Origin of the sequence: Pseudomonas khavaziana (assembly GCF_036704165.1) — a bacterium.
GTDB lineage: Bacteria > Pseudomonadota > Gammaproteobacteria > Pseudomonadales > Pseudomonadaceae > Aquipseudomonas > Aquipseudomonas khavaziana.
Map to the genome: position 1 here is coordinate 2,264,823 of NZ_CP129946.1, position 21,533 is coordinate 2,286,355.

Genomic DNA, 21,533 nt, shown 5'->3' on the forward strand with positions numbered 1-21,533 from the left:
GCTCGCGAGAAACCTGAGGGCACCGTTGGGAATCAGGTACCCCGCGTAATCGTTAACGTTCTTCGCGAGCAAGCTCGCTCCTACAGTATTCGGGTATCAGCAGGGCGTGGATTCATCGAGGCTGTAACGCACCGACAGGGCGCCTTTTTTCTCCGACAATGCCAAAATTGTCACCTGGCCCAGCTCGTTCAACATTTTCACATGGGTGCCACCGCAAGCGTATGACGGCAACTCGCCGAAGCCGACTTCCCGGATGCCTTCTTCCAGCCTCATATGCCGTGGATAGTCGGCGGCGATCCATTGGTTGACCTGCAGTTGAAGCCTTTGGGCATCCATGTCCTGTGCAGCTTCGCCACGGATAAACGTGATCTTGCCTTCACCCGGCCAATGGTGGGCCTTGATCGGCATCCAGCCCTGGCGTTCGCCGGCATTGCCAATCAAATGTCCCGCCGAATGCAGGCGGGTGTGCAGCGCGCGGCGCTGTGCATCGACCCGCGCAGTGATCGGGCCGGGTTGCAACGGCTGATCAACGTAGTGCACCACATGCTCGGCTTCCTGCATGACGCGCAGTACCTGGCTATTGCCGAGCCAGCCGGTATCGAACGGCTGGCCGCCGCCTTGGGGATGAAAGATCGTCGACTGCAAGATCACGGCAAATTGTTCTTCGTGCGCAGTGCAACTGAGCACTTCCAGCTCGGCCGTCAGGTGGTCATGGGTAAAAAAAAGGCGCTCGGTCATCATCTACATCCGCATCAGGGTTCTGTGGGCAGTATAAATAGTGCGTGGATGGGTGATAATCCGCTCAATTATCAATGGACCTGTGCGTCATGAGCATTAATCTTCCCTTGCCGCTGTTGGGTGAAATGGCGATTTTCGTCAAAGTCGTGGAAACCGGCAGCTTCTCGGAGGCGGCGCGGCAACTGAGCGTTTCGCCGTCGGCCGTGAGCCGCAGCATTTCACGCCTGGAGCAGGCCCTGGCCACGCGCTTGCTGCAACGCACCACGCGCAAATTGCGCCTGAGCGAGGGTGGTGAAGAGGTGTTCAAGCGTTGCCAGGAGATGGTCAATGCGGCCCGCTCGGTAATGGAAATCAGTGGCCAGTTCAACCATGAAGCCGAGGGCCTGGTGCGGGTCAGCGTGCCCAAGGCGGTGGGGCGCTTTGTGGTGCATCCGCATATGCCGGAATTTCTGCGGCGCTATCCCAAGGTGGATGTGCAATTGATTCTTGAGGATCGGCACGTGGACCTGATCGACGATAACGTCGACCTGAGCATTCGCATCACTGACAGCCCGCCGCCTGGCTTGGTCGGGCGCCAGTTATTGCCCATCGAACACCTGCTGTGCGCAACGCCGCAGTACCTGGCCAAGCATGGCACCCCATGCCATCCCCACGATTTGCTCCAACACAGTTGCATCTACCTCGGGGAAACCCCGGGCGACTCGCGCTGGAAATTCCGCCAGGCCGGCAAAGCGGTGACGGTTGGCGTACGCGGGCGTTATGCGGCGAACCATACCGGCGTGCGGCTGGATGCAGTGCTGCAGCATGTGGGGATTGGCAGCTTGCCGTATTTCACGGCGCGGCGTGCATTGGAGGCGGGCCAGTTGGTGCAAGTGTTGTCGGCGTGGGACTTTATTGCGTCGTACCATGGCCAGGCGTGGCTGCTGCATTCGCCGACGCGGTACTTGCCGCCGAAGTTGCGGGTGTTCATTGATTATCTGGTGGAGTGCATGGCCAAGGAGCCAAAGCTAAATGTGGGAGGGGGCAAGCCCTAATGCCAGTCAGTTAAGCGGTCATCGCCTTCTGTAGGAGCGAGCCTGCTCGCGAAAAACGTCAACGATAACGCGTCTTTGCTGAATGAGCGCGGCGCCTGTAAGTTTTTCGCGAGCAAGCTCGCTCCTACAAAAAAGCCTTAACTGACTGGCATTAGGGCAAGCCCCCTCCCACATTTGAATCTCGGTGTTTGAAAAGTCAGTGCTTGCTCTGGTCTTGGGGCATGGCCAGCAGTTGCTTTTCCTGGTTCCAGTCGAACGGTTCGTCGTTCTGTTCAGCTTCATAGCGACGCTCTTCCAGGGCCTGGTACAGGTCCAGTTCCTCGTCGGGCATGAAGTGCAGGCAGTCACCGCCAAAGAACCACAGCAGATCGCGGGGGACCAAATGGGCGATCTGCGGGTAGCGCAGGATGACCTGACTCATCAGGTCCTGGCCAAGGTACTGGCTTTCGATCGGATCGATCGGCAGCAGGGCGCGCAGTTCGTCAAAACGCTCCAGGAACAGCGAGTGGCTTTCCTCGGGTACCTGTTCGGCTTCGCCGACGGCAACCAGGATGCTGCGCAAGTGGTCGAGCAAGACGAGATGATCGGCAACGACGTTGGACACGAGATAAGTCCTCTAAAGCAAAAACGGGCGCGAGAGTATATGCCTCTCGCGCCCGTATTTATATGACCGCTGGTATCAGCGGACTTTACCTTCGGCCTGCATCAGCTCTTCCTTGCTGAAATCATCCACGTCGATCACTGTGCGTCGCGCCGCTTCGGCGTCACGCAGGGTTTGCGCTTCGGCCGGTTGCAGCACGCCGGCGTGCAGGGCTGCGTCGATGGCAGACTCACCGGCCGTCGGTTTGACTTGCCCGCTTTTAAGCGCGGCATGCAGTTTTTTCTGTAACGGATGGCTGGCACCGAGCAGGTCGTAGGCATGCTGCAGCGCGCCCACTGGATCTTCTGCAGATTGCGGGCGATAGCAGCCGGCCAGCAATTCTTCCAGGGTCGGGTCGCCCTTGGCGCGACCGATCACCGCGGCCACTTCGGCATCCAGTGCGTCGGACGGCCCGGTATGCCGACGCCCGAATGGGAACACAATTACCCGCAGCAGACAGCCCAACACTTTGTTCGGGAAGTTGCTCAGCAACTCGTCCAGTGCGCGTTCCGATTCACCCAGGCTTTCTTCCATGGCCCAGGCAAACAGCGGTTCCAGGTGATCCGGCGAGTCCAGGTCGTGATAACGCTTGAGCGCCGCCGATGCGAGGTACATATGGCTGAGCACGTCACCCAGGCGCGCCGACAAGCGTTCGCGGCGTTTCAGTTCGCCGCCCAGCAACATCATGCTCAGGTCTGCCAGCAGCGCAAACGCCGCCGCCTGGCGGTTCAGGGCGCGGAAGTAGCCCTGGCTCAAACGGTTGCCGGGGGCCTTCTCGAAATGCCCGAAACCCAGGTTCAGCACCAGGGTGCTGGCGGCATTGCTCACGGCAAAGCCGATGTGTTGCATCAGCAGGCCATCGAACTCCTTCAACGCCTGGTCATGGTCTTCGCGCCCGGCCAGGGCCATCTCCTTGAGGACGAACGGATGGCAGCGAATCGCGCCCTGACCGAAGATCATCAGGTTGCGCGAAAGGATATTCGCACCTTCCACCGTGATGAAGATCGGCGCCCCTTGCCAGCTACGTCCCAGGTAATTGTTCGGGCCCATGATGATGCCCTTGCCGCCGTGCACGTCCATGGCGTGGCTGATGCACTCACGGCCGCGCTCGGTCAGGTGGTACTTGAGGATCGCCGACAACACCGAGGGTTTCTCGCCCAAATCCACGGCATTGGCGGTGAGCATGCGGGCGCTGTCCATCAGCCAGGCATTGCCGCCGATACGCGCCAGGGCTTCCTGGATACCTTCGAAGGCCGACAGCGGTACGTTGAACTGCTCGCGCACCTGGGCGTATTGCCCGGTCACCAGGCTGGTGAATTTGGCCGCGCCGGTACCGACCGCAGGCAGGGAGATGGAGCGGCCCACCGACAGGCAGTTCATCAGCATCATCCAGCCCTTGCCGAGCATTTCCTGGCCACCGATCAGGTATTCCAGGGGGATGAACACGTCCTTGCCGGAGTTGGGGCCGTTCATGAACGCGGCACCCAGGGGCAGGTGACGACGGCCGATTTCAACGCCGGGAGTGTCGGTTGGAATCAACGCCAGGCTGATGCCCAGGTCTTCTTCCTCACCCAGCAGATGGTCCGGGTCATGGGCCTTGAAGGCCAGGCCGAGCAGGGTCGCGACCGGGCCGAGGGTGATGTAGCGTTTTTCCCAGTTCAGGCGCAGGCCGAGGGTTTCCTTGCCTTCCCATTCACCTTTGCAGATCACCCCGGTGTCGGGCATGGCGCCCGCGTCGGAGCCGGCCAGCGGACCGGTGAGGGCGAAGCATGGAATGTCGTCGCCACGGGCCAGGCGCGGCAGGTAGTGGTTGCGTTGTTCCTCGGTGCCGTAGTGCAGCAGCAGTTCGGCCGGGCCGAGGGAGTTGGGCACCATCACGGTCGAGGCGAGGTCACCGCTGCGGGTCGCGAGTTTCATCGCGACCTGGGAGTGGGCATAGGCAGAGAAGCCTTTGCCACCGTACTCCTTGGGAATGATCAGGGCGAAAAAGCCGTGGGTCTTGATGTGTTCCCAGGCCGCTGGCGGCAGGTCCATGGCCTGGCCGATTTCCCAGTCGCTGACCATGGCGCAGAGTTCTTCGGTAGGGCCGTCGATAAACGCCTGTTCTTCTTCGGTCAATTGCGCCTTGGGGTAGGCCAGCAATTTGTCCCAGTCAGGACGCCCGCTGAACAGTTCGCCGTCCCACCAGACGGTGCCGGCATCGATGGCATCGCGTTCGGTCTCGGACATCGGCGGCAAGACTTTCTGGAACCAGCTGAACAGCGGCTTGGTGAAGTATTGGCGGCGCAGGTCGGGCAACAGCAATGGCACGGCGACCACGGCGATGAGCACCCAGAAGATCAGCAGCAGCCAGCCCGGTGCGTGGCTCCAGGCGCCCATCGCCAGCAGGTAGACGGCGACTACGCCCAGGGCGGGCAGGGGGGCAGTTCGGCGGTGTGCCAGGTAGGCAATGCCGACCACCAGCACCAGTATCCACAACAACAGCATATGCAATCCTCCGTGAAACCAGGGGCGAAACCACCAGGGAGCTTAGTCGGCATCCGATCAAGCCGGGTGATCAGGGTGTTACAAGTTGTACTGGGGATACCCATCAGCAGGCGCCGACATTTGGCGTAATCGTCGTTATCTCTGGGGCAGGCCTGTCGTTAAACTCCAGGCTCACTTCGGAGATCAAGCTTATGAATGCGTACTTGAGTCCCAGCCGCTTCATCGATAGTGACCACCCTGCGGTAGTGGAGTTCGCCGAAAAACATCGCGGAACCCGTGCGGATTTAAGTGACCAGGCAGTCAGTCTTTATTACGCCGTGCGCGAGGCGATTCGCTACAACCCCTACACCTTCAGCCGTGACCCCGGTACCTTGAACGCCAGCTTCGCCCTGGCTGCCGGCGAAAGCTATTGCGTGCCCAAGGCCACCTTGTTGGCCGCCTGCGCTCGCCACTGCGGCATCCCCGCGCGCATTGGCCTGGCAGACGTGCGCAACCACCTGTCCACACCGCGGCTGCTCGCCTTGCTCAAAAGTGACGTGTTTGCCATGCACGGTTATACCGAGCTCTACCTAAACGGCCGCTGGGTCAAGGCGACGCCGGCGTTCAATCAGCAACTGTGCGACGTGTTCGATGTGCCGCCGTTGGAATTCGATGGCCTGCACGACAGTGTTTTCCATGCGTTCAATCGCCAGGGCCTGCGCTCGATGGAATACGTGGTGGATCACGGACAATTTGCTGACGTGCCCGAGGCGTTTTTCTTCGAGCATATCCGCCAGTGTTACCCGCACTTGTTTGTCGACAATGCACCGACCCTGCTGGGTGATCTGCAGGACGATTTAAGCCGCGCCTGAACCGGCGTATGCTGCTGCCTTCATCCAGCCAAGTTCATCAACAAGAAGGCGCGGTCATGCTGAAAATCTGGGGTCGTAAAAATTCGTCAAACGTCAGGAAAGCACTGTGGTGCGCCGAGGAGCTCGGCCTGGACTATGAGGCAATTGATGCGGGCGGGGCTTTCGGTGTGGTCGACACCCCGCAGTACCGGGCCCTGAACCCCAATGGCAGGGTGCCGATGATCGAAGATGGCGACTTTGTGTTGTGGGAGTCCAACACCATCGTGCGTTATTTGTGCGCCAAGCAGGCTTCCAGCTGGTACCCAAGCGATCTGAAGGCCCGCGCCAACGCCGAAAAGTGGATGGACTGGACCACCTCTACGTTCGCCGAACCGTTCAAAACCGTGTTTTGGGGCGTGCTGCGCACCCCGGCGGAAAAACAGAACTGGGACAATATCCATGCCGGGCGCCAAGCCTGCATCGAGGTGCTCAAGACTGTCGACCAGGCCCTCGCCGAGCAACCTTACCTGTCGGGCAATGAGATCGGCATGGGGGATATCCCCCTGGGCAGCTTTATCTACGCCTGGTTCGAGATGCCTATCGAACGCCCTGCAATGCCCCATCTAGAGGCCTGGTACCAACGCCTGCAACAGCGACCGGCCTATCGCACAGCGGTGATGACCGCGTTGACTTAATACACACTATTAATACGGGTGACTGTACTTGTGCGGCATGGGCACGCACCATGCTCGCACTGCACCGCCGGTTGAACTACCGGTGGTGTGCCCTCATCTATTGTTTCTATTCCCTTCTTTGGTGCGTATCCCGATATGAGTTCCGCTCTGTCCATCCGGCAGCTAACCAAAACCTACGGCAACGGTTTCCAGGCCCTGAGTGGTATCGATCTGGATGTTGCCGAAGGTGATTTCTTCGCCTTGCTCGGCCCTAACGGTGCCGGTAAATCCACCACCATCGGCATCCTCTCGACCCTGGTCAACAAGACCAGCGGCACGGTGAATATCTTCGGGCATGACCTGGATAAATCCCCGGCGGCGCTCAAGCGTTCCATCGGCGTGGTGCCCCAGGAATTCAACTTCAACCAGTTCGAAAAGACCTTCGACATCGTCGTGACCCAGGCTGGCTACTACGGCATCCCGGCGAAAATTGCCAAGGAGCGCGCCGAGCAGTACCTGACCCAACTGGGCCTGTGGGACAAGCGCGATGTGCCTTCACGTTCGCTGTCCGGCGGTATGAAGCGCCGCCTGATGATTGCCCGCGCCCTGGTGCACGAACCGCGCCTGTTGATCCTCGACGAACCTACCGCGGGCGTGGACATTGAGCTGCGCCGTTCGATGTGGGCCTTCCTCACCGAGCTGAACGAGAAGGGCATCACCATCATCCTCACCACCCATTATCTGGAGGAGGCTGAGCAGCTGTGCCGCAACATCGGCATCATCGACCACGGCACCATTGTCGAGAACACCAGCATGCGCAACTTGCTGGGCCAGTTGCATGTGGAGACCTTCCTGCTCGACCTGAAGAACAACCTGACGATGGCACCGCAACTGGTGGGTTACCCAAGCCGCCTGGTCGACAGCCACACCCTGGAAGTGCAGGTGGACAAAGCCATGGGCATCACCGCGCTGTTCACCCAGTTGGCGACCCAGAACATCGAAGTGTTGAGCCTGCGTAATAAAACCAATCGCCTTGAGGAGTTGTTCGTGTCCCTGGTGGAGAAAAATCTGGCGAAGGTGGCGGTATGAGTTCGGAACTGCAACCCAACCTCGTCGCGCTGCAAACCATTGTCTATCGCGAAGTGAAGCGTTTTACCCGGATATGGCCGCAGACCCTGCTGCCGCCGGCGATCACCATGGTCCTGTACTTCGTGATCTTCGGTAACCTGATCGGCCGGCAGATCGGTGACATGGGTGGGTTTACCTACATGGAGTACATCGTGCCGGGCCTGATCATGATGTCGGTGATCACCAACTCCTACGGCAACGTGGTCTCCAGTTTCTTCGGCAGCAAGTTCCAGCGCTCCATTGAGGAACTGATGGTTTCGCCGGTGTCGCCGCACACCATCCTGATCGGTTATACGCTCGGCGGTGTGCTGCGAGGTTTGATGGTTGGGGTGATCGTGACGCTGCTGTCGCTGTTCTTCACTCACCTGCAGGTGCATCACCTTGGGGTCACCATTCTGGTGGTGGTGCTCACGGCGACGATCTTCTCGTTGCTGGGGTTTATCAACGCCGTTTTCGCACGCAATTTCGATGATATTTCGATCATTCCGACCTTCGTGCTGACGCCGTTGACCTACCTGGGCGGGGTGTTCTACTCCATCACCTTGCTGCCGCCGTTCTGGCAGACCGTGTCCCTGGCCAACCCCGTGCTGCATATGGTCAACGCCTTCCGCTACGGCATTCTGGGCGTGTCGGACATCAAGATCAGCGTGGCGATCACCTTCATGATCGTGGCCACAATCGTTTTGTATATCGGCTGTGCGCGGTTGCTGGTGAGTGGGCGTGGGATGCGTACATAAATAGCGATTCAACGCGGTAAAAAATGTGGGAGGGGGCTTGCTCCCGATAGCGGTCTGTCAGACACCTTGTACTGACTGATCCACAGCTATCGGGAGCAAGCCCCCTCCCACATTTGGTTTGTGTAGGTTTTTAGTTTTTCAGGGCCAGCTCTATCAGGGCATGCAGTTCTTCAACCGCCAAAGGCTGAGCTGAAAACAGAATACGGAACACCGTCGGCGCCGCGAGCAGGTTGATCAAGCGGTCCACACTCGGCGCCGTCTCTTGCGGATAACGATCGACGATCGCCTGCAATTGCCCGCCCAGAATGCTCACGCAATACCCCGGCGTCACGCTGCTTTGCACGTCGCGCATCATATTGCGCCCTACGTCGGTACTCATTTCATCCAGATATTGCTCAGCCCAGGCCTGCAGGTCGCCGCGCAGGCTGCCGGTGTTGGCCGGCTCGCTGTCCGGGCGCAGGCGCGCCAGGGCCACGTCGGCGAGCAACACGGAAAGGTCACCCCAGCGCCGGTAGATGGTCGAAGGCGTAACGCCTGCGCGTGCCGCAATCATCGGCACAGTGACACTGGATCGCTCATGGGCTTCGAGCAATTCGCGCACTGCCGAATGAACGGATTCTTGTACCCGGGCACTACGGCCCCCCGGGCGGAGGCCTTCTTTAATCGCCATGCTTAAAACCTTAACACAAAGAATTTGCTTTAAGCGCCGACGGGTAGCACACTCTGCAAAAGCAAAATATTAGCTTTAGCGGAGCGTGCCCATGTCCAGCAACATTTCTCACCGGTCCAGCCTGGCGTTCCTGGTGATCACCGTATTGACCTTCCTCGCCGCGTCCAGCGCGCCGACGCCGTTGTATCAGGTGTATCAGGAAAACTTGCATTTTTCGGCCGCGATGCTCACGGCCATTTTCGGCGTGTATGCCGTGAGCCTGTTGGCGGCGTTGCTGACGGTTGGGTCGCTCTCGGATTACCTGGGGCGCAAGCCGGTGATCTTCGCCGCGCTGCTGCTGAATATCATGGCGATGCTGCTGTTTATCAACGCTGACAGTACCGCCTGCCTGCTTGCCGCTCGCGCATTGCAGGGCTTTGCGACCGGGACTGCCACAGCGGTGTTGAGCGCGACATTGCTCGACACCGATCGCGTGCGCGGCCCGATGCTCAACAGCCTCGCGCCGATGCTCGGCATGGCCTGTGGTGGCCTGGGCAGCGGCTTGCTGGTGGAGTACGCGCCGCGGCCGACCCAATTGGTCTATTTCACCCTGCTGGGCTTGATGGTGCTGCAGGCTCTGTACGTCTGGCGCCTGCCTGAAACGGTCAGCCGGATACCGGGGGGCTTGAGGTCCCTGGCGCCGACCCTGCATGTGCCGCCGCAAGCGCGCCGGGCCTTGTGGTTGGCGATGCCGCTGAATGTGGCGGTGTGGGCGCTGGGTGGGTTCGTGTCCTCCCTGGCGCCGTCGCTGGTGCGGGCTGCGACGGGGTCGAGCTCGCATTTGATCGGCGGTGGCCTGGTGGCGGTGGTGACATTGAGTGGCGCGGTGATGATCTACAGCCTGCGCAACCGTGCGGCCGACAAGGTCATGCGCCTATCGGCGGCGCTGCTGGCGGTGGGCGTAGGGCTGCTGCTGGTTGCCGTGCAGACCGCCAGCCTGTGGCTGTTCTTTGTCGCCAGTGTGATTGCCGGCTTGGGTTTCGGCGGTGGCTTTATGGGCAGTGTGCGCAGTATTGTCGGTTTGGCGTTGCCCCACGAACGGGCTGGCTTGATGTCAGCGTTCTATGTATTGAGCTACCTGGCGTTCTGTGTGCCGGCGCTGTTGGCGGGTAATCTGAGCCGAGTGTTTGGCCTGGTTGCTACCGCGGATGGCTACGGTGTGATGCTTATCCTGCTGGCCCTCGGCGCGCTCGCCGGGCTGCTGCTGCAGAATGCTTCGCGAGGCAGGGCCGCCGCATAACTCGTATATCTGTAAAATAGATAATAGTTAGAGATATTACCCGTTATATAGATATTCAAACAGGTTCTATCATGGCTTCAACCTCATGCGAGGAAGAGGATTAACGCTATGACCTGCTCGACTATCAACAGCTACAAACCTTTGAGTCATCTGGCCCGCCCCCGGGAAGTGATTCGCCAGTTCACCCCGAACTGGTTCGCGGCCACCATGGGCACCGGGGTGCTGGCGCTGGCCTTGGCCCAACTGCCGGTCAGCCTGCCAGGCTTGCACGCTGTGGCAGAGGGGCTTTGGGTGTTGACCATCGGGCTGTTCATGCTGTTCAGCGTGCTGTATGCCGCCCGTTGGGTGATGTTTTTTCACGAGGCACGGCGGATTTTCGGGCACTCCACCGTCTCGATGTTCTTCGGCACCATCCCTATGGGCCTGGCGACCATTCTTAACGGTTTGCTGCTGTTCGGCCTGCCGCGCTGGGGCGGTGATGTGATCCCGTTGGCTGAGGCCCTGTGGTGGCTGGACGTCGCCATGTCCCTGGCTTGTGGCGTGCTGATCCCGTTCATGATGTTCACTCGCCAGGAGCACAGCATTGATCAGATGACCGCGGTCTGGTTGTTGCCCGTAGTGGCTGCCGAAGTAGCGGCGGCCAGCGGTGGCTTACTGGCGCCGCACCTGGTCGATGCCCATGGGCAACTGGTGATGCTGGTGACCAGCTACGTGCTGTGGGCGTTCTCGCTGCCCGTGGCGTTCAGCATCCTGACCATTCTGATGTTGCGCATGGCCTTGCATAAGTTGCCCCACGCCAATATGGCGGCGTCGAGCTGGCTGGCCCTGGGCCCTATCGGTACTGGTGCCCTGGGCATGTTGCTGCTCGGTAGCGATGCGCCGGCGATCTTCGCTGCCAATGGCCTGGCGAGTGTCGGTGAAATGGCCCATGGCCTGGGCCTGATCGCAGGCGTTACCTTGTGGGGCTTCGGCCTGTGGTGGATGTTGATCGCGGTGCTGATCACCCTGCGTTACCTGCGTGCGGGCATCCCGTTCAACCTGGGCTGGTGGGGCTTTACCTTCCCGCTGGGGGTGTATGCACTGGCTACATTGAAGCTGGCGAATCTGTTGCATCTGGGGTTCTTCAGCGTATTCGGCAGTGTGTTGGTGGCGGCGCTGGCGCTGATGTGGATGATCGTGGCCAAGCGCACGGTGCAGGGCGCCTATAAAGGCGAGCTTTTTGTTTCGCCATGCATTGCAGGGTTAGGGAATAAGTAAGCGGGATTAGGTAAAGTCGTGGCCTGATCAATAACAGGCCACGCAGGAACACGGACGATGAGCCACCCCTCGCAATTCACCTTGCTGCGCACACGGCGTTTCTTGCCGTTTTTCATCACCCAGCTGCTGGGCGCTTTCAACGACAATATCTTCAAGCAATCGCTGATCCTGGCCATTCTCTACAAGCTCAGCATCGAGGGCGACCGCTCCATCTGGGTCAACCTGTGTGCCTTGTTGTTCATCCTGCCGTTCTTCCTGTTCTCGGCATTGGCCGGACAGTTTGGCGAGAAATTCAACAAGGACGCGTTGATCCGTGCGATCAAGATCGGCGAGATCGTGATCATGGCCGTCGGCGCGGCGGGCTTCCTGACCAATCATCTTGAATTGATGCTGTTGGCGCTGTTTGCCATGGGCACCCACTCGGCGCTGTTCGGCCCGGTGAAGTACTCGATCATGCCCCAGGCATTGCACGACGATGAGCTGGTCGGCGGTAACGGACTTGTGGAGATGGGCACGTTCCTGGCGATCCTGGCCGGCACCATTGGCGCCGGGATCATGATGTCTTCCACCCATTACGCGCCGGTGGTGGCGGTAGCGATTGTCGGCGTGGCGGTGCTGGGTTACCTCGCCAGCCGCAGCATCCCGCGCGCGGCGGCTTCGACGCCGCAACTGTGCCTGGACTGGAATATCTTCACCCAGTCCTGGGCGACGTTGCGCATGGGCCTGGGGCAGACGCCGGCGGTGTCGCGCTCCATTGTCGGCAACTCGTGGTTCTGGTTTGTCGGGGCGATTTACCTGACGCAAATCCCGGCCTACGCCAAGGAATGGTTGTACGGCGATGAGACCGTGGTCACCCTGATCCTTACTGTGTTTTCGGTGGGCATCGCCCTGGGTTCGATGCTCTGCGAAAAGCTCTCCGGGCGTAAGGTGGAAATCGGCTTGGTGCCGTTCGGCTCCTTCGGCCTGACGGTATTCGGCCTGTTGCTGTGGTGGCACTCCGGGGGCTTCCCGCAGAATGTCCAGGCCAATGACTGGCTCGCGGTGCTCAGCTACGGCCAGGCCTGGTGGGTGCTGTTCGATATTCTTGGCTTAGGTGTGTTCGGCGGCTTCTATATTGTGCCGCTGTATGCGCTGATCCAATCGCGCACCGCCGAGAACGAACGGGCACGGGTCATCGCGGCCAACAACATTCTCAACGCATTGTTCATGGTGGTCTCGGCCGTCGTCTCGATCCTGTTGCTGAGCGTGGCCAAGCTGTCGATCCCCGAGTTGTTCCTGGTGGTGTCGCTGCTCAACATCGCGGTCAACACTTACATCTTCAGGATCGTCCCCGAATTCACCATGCGCTTCATGATCTGGCTGCTCAGCCACTCCATGTACCGCGTGGAGCATCGCAACCTGGAGGCTATTCCGGATGAAGGCGCGGCGTTGCTGGTGTGCAACCACGTGTCGTTTGTCGATGCGCTGTTGATTGGTGGCGCGGTGCGTCGGCCGATTCGCTTTGTCATGTACTACAAGATTTACCGCTTACCGGTGCTCAATTTTATCTTCCGCACCGCCGGAGCGATTCCGATTGCCGGGCGGCATGAAGATATCCAGATCTATGAAAAGGCGTTTTCGCGGATTGCCCAGTACCTGCAGGATGGCGAGTTGGTGTGCATCTTCCCGGAAGGCAAGTTGACGGCCGATGGCGAGATGAATGAGTTTCGCGGTGGGGTGACGCGCATTCTGGAGGAGACGCCGGTGCCGGTGATTCCGATGGCGTTGCAGGGGCTTTGGGGGAGTTTTTTCAGTCGCGATCCGCGCAAGGGTTTGTTTCATCGGATCTGGTCGCGGGTGGTGTTGGTGGCGGGTGAGCCGATTGCCGTGGAGGCGGCAACGCCGGTGCAGTTGCAGGCGGCGGTGGGCGGTTTGCGGGGGAGTGTCAGGTAGCTTATAGATTGGCTGGGGCGGCCTCATCGGGGGCAAGCCCCTCCCACATTCTGAATGTGTTCACAAATCAAAAGGTGGGGGCTTGCCTTCGATGGCGGTAGCGGCTTAAGTGCTGATCTTGAGGCCAATGAGCCCGCAGATAATCAACGCCACACTGGCCAACCGAAACAGGGCCATGGATTCACCAAACAGGATAATCCCGGCGATCACGGTACCTACCGCACCCACGCCGGTCCATATGGCATAGGCGGTGCCCAGCGGCAGTTCCTTCATGGCCAGCCCCAACAACCCAAGGCTGACAGCCATGGCGGCAATCGTCAGGGCAGTGGGCAGCGGCTTGCTGAACCCGTCGGTGTACTTCAGGCCGACGGCCCAGCCCACTTCAAACAACCCGGCAAAAAACAGAATGATCCAGGACATGATGACCTCGCTTGTACAAAGTGGGGTCGTCCCCTGGGTAAGCGCTTGATAGCGTCGCGAGGTCGTCCCCGCGAAGCTTGGTAGAGTGCCGAAAATGGATCAGGCGATCAAGTTTACGGTGCGGTTTCCAATGCGCGGCGGTCTTCTTTCTCGCTCATGCGGCGGAAGTAGGTCGACAGCAGTGCCCCGGAAATATTGTGCCAGACGCTGAACAATGCACTGGGTACTGCCGCCAGCGGCGAAAAGTGCGCACTGGCCAGCGCGGCACCCAGCCCGGAGTTCTGCATGCCCACTTCCAGGGCCAACGACTTGCGTTGCGCCAAGGGCAACTTGAACAGGCGCCCGGTGAAGTAGCCCAGCAGGTAGCCGAAGCTGTTGTGCAGCATCACCACGGCCATGATCAGCAGGCCCGATTCGGCAATCTTCTGTTGGCTTGCGGCAACCACCGCGGCAACGATGATCACGATGCTCACCACCGACACCAGCGGCAGCACGTCCACCGCATGGCGCACGCGCTCACCCAACAAGCGTTGCGCGACCACGCCAAGCACGATCGGCAACAACACCACTTGCAGGATCGACCAGAACAGCTCCATGAACGACACCGGCAGCCAGGCCGAGGCCAGCAGCCAGATCAATGCCGGGGTGAGCAGCGGGGCGAGGAGGGTGGTGACAGCGGCAATGGCCACTGACAATGCCAGGTCGCCCCGGGCCAGCCACGTCATGACGTTGGACGAGGTGCCGCTTGGGCAACAGCCCACCAGGATCACGCCAACGGCAATTTCCGCCGGTAAATGGAACGCCTGGCACAGCAACCATGCCACGCCCGGCATGATCACGAAATGCGCGACCACGCCCAGGGCCACCCGCCAGGGGTGACGAGCGACTTCGGCGAAGTCTTCCAGTTTCAAGGTCAACCCCATGCCGAACATCACCAGGCCCAGCAGCGGGACGATGGCGCTTTTCAGGCCGATGAACCAACCGGGTTCCAGGAAGGCCAGTACGGCAAATATCAACACCCAGTAGGCGAAGGTATTGCCGACGAAGCGGCTCAAGGCGGCGAGTGCGCGCATGGGGGCATCCTTTTTGTTAGTTTTTTTAGTTGGCAATGCGATCAAATGTGGGAGGGGGCTTGCTCCCGATAGCGGAGGGTCAGCTACACATCTATTGGCTGACATACCGCCATCGGGAGCAAGCCCCCTCCCACATTTTGATCTTCACATGGCTTAGATGCCCTGTGGTGTCTCTTCGCCGCCCAGTGCCTCAACCAACGCCGGCAGGAAATCGCCGAAGGTCAGCATCATCAAGGTAAAGCTGGCATCCAGTTGGCCCAAGGCTTCGTCGCCGCCGTCCTGTTCCGCCTGGTCTTGCAGCAGGTCTTCGAATTTCAGGCGCTTGACGGTCATCTTGTCGTCGAGCATGAAGGACAGTTTGTCCTGCCATGCCAGGGACAATTGAGTCACGACCTTGCCGGTGGTCAGGTGCAGCTGGATCTCTTCGCCGGTCAGGTCCTGGCGTTTGCAGCGCACGATACCGCCGTCTTCGTGGGTGTCGCGCAGTTCGCATTCGTCGAGGACAAAGAAGTCGTCGGCTGGTTTCTGGGTGGTGACCCAGTCGGTCATGATGGCAGTCGGTGCAGTTTTCACTGTCAGCGGACGTACCGGCAGGGTGCCGATCACTTCACGCAGGGTCGACAGCAAGTCTTCGGCGCGCTTGGGGCTGGCCGAGTTGACCAGGATCAGGCCCTGTTTCGGCGCGATGGCAGCGAAGGTTGACGAGCGACGGATAAAGGCGCGGGGCAGGAAGGCCTGGATGATTTCATCCTTGATCTGGTCGCGCTCCTTCTTATAGACCTTGCGCATCTGCTCGGCTTCGATCTCTTCGACTTTTTCTTTAAGTGCATCACGCACCACGCTACCCGGCAGGATGCGTTCTTCCTTGCGCGCGGCGATCAGCAGGAAATCACCACTGACGTGAACCAGGGGAGCATCTTCACCTTTGCCGAAAGGTGCGACGAAACCATAAGTGGTCAGCTCCTGGCTTGCACAAGGGCGCGCCAGCTTGGTGGCCATGGCCGCTTCCAACGCCTCGGCATCAACAGGCAGATCTTGGGTCAGGCGATAGATAAGCAGGTTCTTGAACCACATGGGGTGAGTCTCTCCTCTATACAAAGGGGGGCATTATTCTCTTGATCACGCCCCAGGCCAACCCTGCCTAAGCCATTGGAAGGGCTGAAAAAAAGATTTAAGAAAGTGCTTGCCAGACTTAGGGTCGCTCCGTAGAATGCGCGCCACACCGAAACGAAGGGTGATTAGCTCAGCTGGGAGAGCGTCTGCCTTACAAGCAGAATGTCGGCGGTTCGATCCCGTCATCACCCACCATTCGCTTCATGTGTTACGCGCAGCGGTAGTTCAGTCGGTTAGAATACCGGCCTGTCACGCCGGGGGTCGCGGGTTCGAGTCCCGTCCGCTGCGCCATATTCGGTCACCTGGAACGCTGAACGCCAGGTAGCCAAAGAAAGCCCGCTCATCGAGCGGGCTTTTTTCTGTCCGAAATATGGCAAAAAATCGTGGGCTAAACTTTTTTTAAATAAATTGCATTTAAATCAAGACATTACGATTTTTTGGTGTATGATGCGCCCACACCGAAACGAAGGGTGATTAGCTCAGCTGGGAGAGCATCTGCCTTACAAGCAGAGGGTCGGCGGTTCGATCCCGTCATCACCCACCATTCGCTTCACGTGTTACGCGCAGCGGTAGTTCAGTCGGTTAGAATACCGGCCTGTCACGCCGGGGGTCGCGGGTTCGAGTCCCGTCCGCTGCGCCATATTCGGCAACCTGGAGCACTGAACGCCAGGTAGCCACAAGAAACCCGCTCATTGAGCGGGTTTTTTTTCGCCTGCGATTTAACGCACCTTACGGTGCGTTGCGGCTGTGGCGGTAGTCGCTGACGGCTTCGTACACCGCTTTGCGCAGGCGATTGATGCCGCCGATGGGGCGGTGCGCTTCCAAACCGAACCAAGGGTTGAACGACTGGTTATCGCACGCCAGGTTCTGCGCCGGCGTGTCGAAGTCCTGGGCGGGAATCCTGACCTTGGCCACGGTTTCATACGGTGCGTCGCTTTCCTTCCATTCGATGCTGGTGTCTTCGATGGGCATGAACGCCTGTGGGTTTTGCCGCTGGATCTGCAGCACAAAACACGCCTCTACACGGTCGGTGGACAGTTGCTGGTTGAGCGCGCTACGCAGGAAGTTGGGCAGGTCCTGGTTCTGTTTTGGCAACACATAATCCGGGCAGCTTTGCGGGTCGGGCGCGACGCGAAACTTGGCGTTGGCCGCACCAAACTTGTAGGGCGACACTGAAAAGTAAGTCGTCTGCGTCGGGCTGGCCGGTGCGGGCGCCAGGGTTGCCAGGGCGATAAACAGGTGGCGCACTTGCCAACTGCGCGGGTCGAGCTTGGGAAAGAACGCCAGGACCTTCTTGCCGTCCGCTTGCGCACCGATGTTCTGAGCGTACTCCGCAACATCGCTGACAAAGAAGTTCGGGTGGCTGAACATCACGAAATCCTGCTCGGTGCGCGCTTGCTGGTCGGCCATCAGTTGCTTGCCCGGCACATCCAGCAGCTTGATCGCCATGCCGCGGGCATCGCGGATGCTGTCGAATTGCGGGTAGGCGTTGCCGTTGGACAGGCGCATCATCGCCTGCCAGGTCTTGCCCGGCTCGGCGAACACACCCTGGCGCAAGGCCGGGTCGAGATCCGCCAGGACGCTGACCTCGGCTTTCACGCAACCATGGGCCTTGGCATGGGCATCACGCAGGTAGCGGGTACCTTCGCGATGCTGGTCAACGATGCGCACGGCGGTCTGGATGATGCCTTGGGTCATCGCCGCTTCACCCGGCGGGATCTGTTCCTTCACCGACACCGGGCCCCTGTGCTGCCAGGCGAACCAGGCCGTGGCCAACACCCACCCCAGCAGGCCCAGGCCCAGCAGCCACAACAGGGTTTTACCCACAAAGGCGCCAAGGCGCAGCCAGAGACGAGCAAGCATGGAGCGGTCCTTGTTTTGCGATCGGATAATCATGGCAGTTGTTGCTCCAGCGGGCCGCCCAGCACCTTGAGGTATTCGAGCAGCGCCCAGCGTTCCTGCGGCAGCAAGCCCCGGCCGATCACGCCATTGCCACGTTCGCCGGCACGGAATTCGTGGCCGCTGTTGTGGTTGCCGGTGATTCTGGTATCGAACAGGAAGGCATTCTTGAAGGCGGTGGTCTCAAACCCTAGGTGGCGCGGGTCGTAGTTGAAGGTGCCTTTATAGAAGGTGGTGCTGCGTTCGTCCTGGGGCGAGAGCAGTTGGTAGATTGTCGGCACCGAACCGTTGTGCAGGAACGGCGGGGTGGCCCATACGCCGGCCAGTGGCCGCGCCTTGTAGGCACGCAACTCGCGCACGCCGATGGGCAGGCCGAACCCGTCCAGGCCTGGGCGCTCAGATGCGGTAACGCCGGCCGCACGGTAGGCATGCTCTTCGACGAAGGCGGTGACATAGGCCAGGCCCTGGGCTACCGACATTTTTTTCAGGTCCAACGGCGCGGTGGGGGTGGGGTGCAGTTCGACATTGAGCCGGGCCAGTTCGGCCGGGTCCCATTGCAGCGCGCTGAGGTCATAGAGTTGGTCGGCAATGTTGTTGGCCGTGCCGGGGTCGGTGCCGATGTATTCCACCGGCAGCATTTTCAACTGCTGCACCGGGCGGCCGTTTTCTTGGGTAACGGTGGGCAGATGGCAGCCGGCGCAGTTCTCGGCAAAGAGTGCGCGTCCCTGGGCGGCGAGGGGTTTGTCGATGGCACCGAACAAATCTTGCGGCCAGGTCGGCGGCTTGAGCCGTTGCAGGGTTTCTTCGATCAGGTGCAGATCGCGCACCCGTACGCTGGACGGGTAGCGGGCATCGCCTTTGAGCGGTTGCCCGGCTGCGTCGAAAAACGCCAGGGTCGCGCCTACGCCAAGGGCTTCGCCGATGTTGCGCGCCATGGGCTGCTGGGCCGAGCCATTCCACTGCACCCAGTCGAAGGTCCAGATGTCCCATAGCTGCGGGTAGTCCACTGGGGCATTGGCGACGCGATAATTGTCTGGGGAAATAGCGTCGCCAAAACTGGCGTTGGCGATGCGCCCAAAGGCGTCAGTACGGCCCGGGCCCTCTTCGGTGGGGTAAAGGCCGCGATGGGTGTCATTCCAGGCGACTTTGAGGAACTGGTTCAGCGATTGCTTGAAGTCTTTGCGCAGTTGATCGCGCTGAGCATCGTACTGATCCCCCAGCACCTTGTGGGCAAAGCGCTCGAACTTCCATGGGTTGTAATAGGTAGCAGCCAGGCTGGCGACCAGGGCCTGGCCGAAACTGCCGCCGCGTAACGTGGGAACGCTGGAGGGCAGTACGTGTTGCGCCGAGCCGCCGTCGATGCGCAGGGCCTGGCCCTTGAAGTGCAATTCGCCGGTGTGGCAGGCCGCACAGGTGATATCCAGGTACTGAGCCTTGCTATCGGCGTTCTGGTGCCGGGCGAAACCTACCGGCAGGTTGCCAGGGTTTTGCGCGGTGGGCGTCTGCTTGGGGTCGACCAGGAAGCCAAAGCGCGCCAGGTACTCCGGCGCGGCAAAGCGTTGCTCGGAGAATGGCAACTCCAGGACGGTGAACCAGTCGTAGTGCAGGCCTTTTACTTGGGTGCCCTGGGGCGTGAAGTAGTAGGTCTGGCGGTCGTCGGCGCTCCATTGATCCTGGTAGTGCACCTGCTGCACTGGCACGTAGTCCGGCAGCTTGGGGTTAATGGTGTAATAAAGCACCACGGCCAGAATCAGGCCGAAGGCGATGAGTATCAGGAGTAAAGCACGGGAAAAAATGCGCAAGATAACTATCCTTGTCGAGTTGTCGCGTTGTTATGCCACTACACCACAGGTGCGGCAAGTAGCCAGTAGCCTGGTTGCAGGCGGTCCCGCGATCCGTCGCGGTGCTCCATAATGAATGAAAATGCTTTTAAACACGTGAACTTATCAGAAGTTTCCTGCTCACATGCCGGTAGCCATTGGTCGTGGCCGCCTGATAAGCTCGCGACTTTATTCAAATGCCCTTTTGGCGCATGAACAAGGAAATAGCATGAAACAGCATCGGTTGGCGGCGGCGGTGGCCCTGGTTAGCCTGGTACTTGCGGGTTGTGATTCGCAGACCAGCGTAGAGCTGAAAACCCCGGCGCAGAAAGCTTCCTATGGCATCGGCCTGAACATGGGCAAGAGCCTTGCCCAGGAAGGCATGGACGACCTGGACTCCAAGGCTGTGGCCCAGGGCATTGAAGATGCCGTCGGCAAAAAAGAACAGAAGCTCAAGGACGACGAATTGGTCGAGGCGTTTGCCGCACTGCAGAAGCGTGCTGAAGAACGCATGACCAAGATGAGCGAAGAGTCGGCAGCCGCCGGCAAAAAATTCCTCGAAGACAACGCCAAGAAAGACGGTGTTGTCACCACCGCTTCCGGCCTGCAGTACAAGATCGTCAAGAAGGCCGACGGCGCCCAGCCCAAGCCAACCGACGTAGTGACTGTGCACTACACCGGCAAGCTTACCAACGGCACTACCTTTGACAGCTCCGTGGATCGCGGTAGCCCGATTGACCTGCCGGTCAGCGGCGTGATCCCGGGTTGGGTCGAAGGCCTGCAACTGATGCACGTTGGCGAGAAGGTCGAGCTGTACATCCCGTCTGACCTGGCCTACGGCGCCCAGAGCCCGAGCCCGGCGATTCCAGCCAATTCCGTGCTGGTATTCGACCTGGAACTGCTGGCCATCAAGGACCCAGCCAAGGCAGACGCTGCTGAAGCACCTGCTGCACCAGCCGCCAAAAAGTAATCGGCGCCTGAACACACAACGCCCCGTCTCGACGGGGCGTTGTTGTTTCTGCCGGTTCAGTTTCGTTGCCGCAGAGCTTAGTGTGGTGGGCAAGCTTGCCCCTACAGTGAAATCCGATAGAACCCACGGCAGCGGAAACAGTCTGATATAAGACTCGAGCACGGGTAGCCGCACACGCATGCCAAGTCAATGAAATCTTGGGTTTTTTTTATGTGCGCAAAAAACGCCCGATCTGACTGCAAGCCTTGTAGAGCGTGGCTTTCAGCCGATAAAACAGGCTCTGTTCACAAGGTTATCCACAATTTGTGTGGATAACCTTTTATACCGCCTGGAACTGGAGTGACCGATGAAACCACCCTTCAATTTCACCCGTTTCCTGCCTATGGCGGCCCGTCTGCTGGGTCGTGGGCGCTTACCGACCTTGCTGTTTGCCGTCGCGGCCAAAGGCTCAAGCCAGGGCAATCGGCTGGGCCAGCTCAAGGATGATCTCAAATTGCTCCAGGCCCTGTGCCTGGCTTACTGGCGCGGCGAATACCGGGCGATCAGCCCCAAGGCGCTGATCTCGGTGGTGGCGGGGCTGATGTACTTTCTCAGCCCAATTGATGCGATCCCGGATTTTATTCCCATGTTCGGCATGCTCGATGACATCGCAGTGCTGGCATGGGTCATGAAGACCCTGAGCGGCGAACTGAGCGCCTTTCGCGCCTGGCGCGACGGGCAACGCCCGGAAAAGCTGGCGGTGGTTGAGCGCCTGCCTGCAACGCCTGAGCTGCTGGCTCAGGAAAACCCGCAAAAAAACTAATGATGCTGGGTATCCCCTGCGACCTTTGTG

At 59.8% G+C, this 21,533-nt stretch carries 19 protein-coding genes and 4 tRNA genes; 14 read left to right on the forward strand and 9 right to left on the reverse strand.

Annotation, left to right across the window (positions count from 1 at the left end; translation table 11 throughout):
* Window positions 1–96 precede the first annotated feature (96 nt).
* A complete protein-coding gene (locus QYQ93_RS10145; protein ID WP_338476845.1) occupies window positions 97–738 on the reverse strand; it encodes an alanyl-tRNA editing protein in 642 nt (213 codons plus the stop codon).
* 89 nt (window positions 739–827) lie between these two features.
* On the opposite strand from QYQ93_RS10145, the gene QYQ93_RS10150 reads away from it, so the two are divergent.
* Window positions 828–1,772 carry a LysR family transcriptional regulator gene (locus QYQ93_RS10150; protein ID WP_338476846.1) on the forward strand — a complete coding sequence of 315 codons (945 nt, stop codon included), beginning with the start codon at window positions 828–830 and terminating at the stop codon, window positions 1,770–1,772.
* A 196-nt stretch (window positions 1,773–1,968) separates the two neighbouring features.
* Here the strand turns inward: QYQ93_RS10150 and QYQ93_RS10155 are convergent, their stop codons facing one another.
* Window positions 1,969–2,376, reverse strand: coding sequence for a PA2817 family protein (locus QYQ93_RS10155; RefSeq protein ID WP_003190109.1), 408 nt, complete (start codon window positions 2,374–2,376; stop codon window positions 1,969–1,971).
* Between the two features lie 75 nt (window positions 2,377–2,451).
* Window positions 2,452–4,899, reverse strand: a complete 2,448-nt coding sequence (locus tag QYQ93_RS10160; RefSeq protein WP_338476847.1) for an acyl-CoA dehydrogenase — start codon at window positions 4,897–4,899, stop codon at window positions 2,452–2,454.
* A 191-nt stretch (window positions 4,900–5,090) separates the two neighbouring features.
* On the opposite strand from QYQ93_RS10160, the gene QYQ93_RS10165 reads away from it, so the two are divergent.
* The 4 genes from QYQ93_RS10165 to QYQ93_RS10180 all read left to right on the forward strand — a co-directional run bounded on the left by QYQ93_RS10165 (window position 5,091) and on the right by QYQ93_RS10180 (window position 8,268).
* On the forward strand, window positions 5,091–5,750 hold the full coding sequence (locus QYQ93_RS10165; protein WP_338476848.1) for a transglutaminase family protein: 660 nt from the start codon (window positions 5,091–5,093) through the stop codon (window positions 5,748–5,750).
* A gap of 56 nt (window positions 5,751–5,806) precedes the next feature.
* Window positions 5,807–6,424, forward strand: a complete 618-nt coding sequence (locus QYQ93_RS10170) for a glutathione S-transferase (protein ID WP_338476849.1) — start codon at window positions 5,807–5,809, stop codon at window positions 6,422–6,424.
* A 135-nt stretch (window positions 6,425–6,559) separates the two neighbouring features.
* Entirely contained in the window at window positions 6,560–7,492 is a 933-nt protein-coding gene (locus QYQ93_RS10175; RefSeq protein ID WP_338476850.1) for an ABC transporter ATP-binding protein, read from the forward strand.
* Complete coding sequence (locus QYQ93_RS10180) at window positions 7,489–8,268, forward strand: ABC transporter permease (protein WP_003190115.1); 780 nt, start codon at window positions 7,489–7,491, stop codon at window positions 8,266–8,268. Before QYQ93_RS10175 ends, QYQ93_RS10180 begins: the two co-directional genes overlap by 4 nt.
* Before the next feature lie 130 nt (window positions 8,269–8,398).
* Here QYQ93_RS10180 and QYQ93_RS10185 read toward each other — a convergent pair whose 3' ends face one another.
* Complete coding sequence (locus QYQ93_RS10185; RefSeq protein WP_217883637.1) at window positions 8,399–8,938, reverse strand: TetR/AcrR family transcriptional regulator; 540 nt, start codon at window positions 8,936–8,938, stop codon at window positions 8,399–8,401.
* Between the two features lie 91 nt (window positions 8,939–9,029).
* Between QYQ93_RS10185 and QYQ93_RS10190 the strand changes: the two genes are divergently transcribed.
* From QYQ93_RS10190 to QYQ93_RS10200, 3 genes are all read left to right on the forward strand, one after another.
* Window positions 9,030–10,217 (forward strand): MFS transporter, encoded by a 1,188-nt coding sequence (locus QYQ93_RS10190; RefSeq protein ID WP_338476851.1) that lies wholly within the window; start codon window positions 9,030–9,032, stop codon window positions 10,215–10,217.
* Between the two features lie 108 nt (window positions 10,218–10,325).
* A complete protein-coding gene (locus QYQ93_RS10195) occupies window positions 10,326–11,474 on the forward strand; it encodes a TDT family transporter (RefSeq protein WP_338476852.1) in 1,149 nt (382 codons plus the stop codon).
* Between the two features lie 57 nt (window positions 11,475–11,531).
* Window positions 11,532–13,406, forward strand: coding sequence for an MFS transporter (locus QYQ93_RS10200; RefSeq protein ID WP_338476853.1), 1,875 nt, complete (start codon window positions 11,532–11,534; stop codon window positions 13,404–13,406).
* A 105-nt stretch (window positions 13,407–13,511) separates the two neighbouring features.
* Here the strand turns inward: QYQ93_RS10200 and sugE are convergent, their stop codons facing one another.
* From sugE to rdgC, 3 genes are all read right to left on the reverse strand, one after another.
* Complete coding sequence (gene sugE / locus QYQ93_RS10205; RefSeq protein WP_010211634.1) at window positions 13,512–13,826, reverse strand: quaternary ammonium compound efflux SMR transporter SugE; 315 nt, start codon at window positions 13,824–13,826, stop codon at window positions 13,512–13,514.
* A gap of 113 nt (window positions 13,827–13,939) precedes the next feature.
* Window positions 13,940–14,899: a bile acid:sodium symporter family protein gene (locus tag QYQ93_RS10210; RefSeq protein WP_043050309.1), complete on the reverse strand. Its 960-nt coding sequence runs from the start codon at window positions 14,897–14,899 to the stop codon at window positions 13,940–13,942.
* 153 nt (window positions 14,900–15,052) lie between these two features.
* Window positions 15,053–15,973 (reverse strand): recombination-associated protein RdgC, encoded by a 921-nt coding sequence (gene rdgC / locus QYQ93_RS10215; RefSeq protein ID WP_005786703.1) that lies wholly within the window; start codon window positions 15,971–15,973, stop codon window positions 15,053–15,055.
* A gap of 158 nt (window positions 15,974–16,131) precedes the next feature.
* Between rdgC and QYQ93_RS10220 the strand changes: the two genes are divergently transcribed.
* From QYQ93_RS10220 to QYQ93_RS10235, 4 genes are all read left to right on the forward strand, one after another.
* Window positions 16,132–16,207: transfer RNA gene (locus QYQ93_RS10220), tRNA-Val, on the forward strand.
* Window positions 16,208–16,226: 19 nt separating this feature from the next.
* A tRNA-Asp gene (locus QYQ93_RS10225) sits at window positions 16,227–16,303 on the forward strand.
* Between the two features lie 177 nt (window positions 16,304–16,480).
* A tRNA-Val gene (locus QYQ93_RS10230) sits at window positions 16,481–16,556 on the forward strand.
* 19 nt (window positions 16,557–16,575) lie between these two features.
* Window positions 16,576–16,652, forward strand: a tRNA-Asp gene (locus QYQ93_RS10235).
* An 89-nt stretch (window positions 16,653–16,741) separates the two neighbouring features.
* Here the strand turns inward: QYQ93_RS10235 and QYQ93_RS10240 are convergent.
* Window positions 16,742–17,875 carry a catalase family protein gene (locus tag QYQ93_RS10240; protein WP_043050334.1) on the reverse strand — a complete coding sequence of 378 codons (1,134 nt, stop codon included), beginning with the start codon at window positions 17,873–17,875 and terminating at the stop codon, window positions 16,742–16,744.
* A gap of 29 nt (window positions 17,876–17,904) precedes the next feature.
* Complete coding sequence (locus QYQ93_RS10245) at window positions 17,905–19,713, reverse strand: di-heme-cytochrome C peroxidase (RefSeq protein ID WP_043050310.1); 1,809 nt, start codon at window positions 19,711–19,713, stop codon at window positions 17,905–17,907.
* A 247-nt stretch (window positions 19,714–19,960) separates the two neighbouring features.
* Between QYQ93_RS10245 and QYQ93_RS10250 the strand changes: the two genes are divergently transcribed.
* Window positions 19,961–20,701: an FKBP-type peptidyl-prolyl cis-trans isomerase gene (locus QYQ93_RS10250; RefSeq protein WP_043050311.1), complete on the forward strand. Its 741-nt coding sequence runs from the start codon at window positions 19,961–19,963 to the stop codon at window positions 20,699–20,701.
* 346 nt (window positions 20,702–21,047) lie between these two features.
* A complete protein-coding gene (locus QYQ93_RS10255) occupies window positions 21,048–21,503 on the forward strand; it encodes a YkvA family protein (RefSeq protein ID WP_043050312.1) in 456 nt (151 codons plus the stop codon).
* The last annotated feature ends 30 nt before the right edge of the window (window positions 21,504–21,533 follow it).

Coding starts and splice junctions, on each gene's coding strand:
- QYQ93_RS10200 (WP_338476853.1), top strand. CDS start 11,532: ATGAGCCACCCCTCGCAATTCACCTTGCTGCGCACACGGCGTTTCTTG.
- QYQ93_RS10175 (WP_338476850.1), top strand. CDS start 6,560: ATGAGTTCCGCTCTGTCCATCCGGCAGCTAACCAAAACCTACGGCAAC.
- QYQ93_RS10255 (WP_043050312.1), top strand. CDS start 21,048: ATGAAACCACCCTTCAATTTCACCCGTTTCCTGCCTATGGCGGCCCGT.
- QYQ93_RS10250 (WP_043050311.1), top strand. CDS start 19,961: ATGAAACAGCATCGGTTGGCGGCGGCGGTGGCCCTGGTTAGCCTGGTA.
- QYQ93_RS10190 (WP_338476851.1), top strand. CDS start 9,030: ATGTCCAGCAACATTTCTCACCGGTCCAGCCTGGCGTTCCTGGTGATC.
- QYQ93_RS10150 (WP_338476846.1), top strand. CDS start 828: ATGAGCATTAATCTTCCCTTGCCGCTGTTGGGTGAAATGGCGATTTTC.
- rdgC (WP_005786703.1), bottom strand. CDS start 15,973: ATGTGGTTCAAGAACCTGCTTATCTATCGCCTGACCCAAGATCTGCCT.
- QYQ93_RS10185 (WP_217883637.1), bottom strand. CDS start 8,938: ATGGCGATTAAAGAAGGCCTCCGCCCGGGGGGCCGTAGTGCCCGGGTA.
- sugE (WP_010211634.1), bottom strand. CDS start 13,826: ATGTCCTGGATCATTCTGTTTTTTGCCGGGTTGTTTGAAGTGGGCTGG.
- QYQ93_RS10240 (WP_043050334.1), bottom strand. CDS start 17,875: ATGCTTGCTCGTCTCTGGCTGCGCCTTGGCGCCTTTGTGGGTAAAACC.
- QYQ93_RS10170 (WP_338476849.1), top strand. CDS start 5,807: ATGCTGAAAATCTGGGGTCGTAAAAATTCGTCAAACGTCAGGAAAGCA.
- QYQ93_RS10180 (WP_003190115.1), top strand. CDS start 7,489: ATGAGTTCGGAACTGCAACCCAACCTCGTCGCGCTGCAAACCATTGTC.
- QYQ93_RS10145 (WP_338476845.1), bottom strand. CDS start 738: ATGACCGAGCGCCTTTTTTTTACCCATGACCACCTGACGGCCGAGCTG.
- QYQ93_RS10210 (WP_043050309.1), bottom strand. CDS start 14,899: ATGCGCGCACTCGCCGCCTTGAGCCGCTTCGTCGGCAATACCTTCGCC.
- QYQ93_RS10160 (WP_338476847.1), bottom strand. CDS start 4,899: ATGCTGTTGTTGTGGATACTGGTGCTGGTGGTCGGCATTGCCTACCTG.
- QYQ93_RS10165 (WP_338476848.1), top strand. CDS start 5,091: ATGAATGCGTACTTGAGTCCCAGCCGCTTCATCGATAGTGACCACCCT.
- QYQ93_RS10195 (WP_338476852.1), top strand. CDS start 10,326: ATGACCTGCTCGACTATCAACAGCTACAAACCTTTGAGTCATCTGGCC.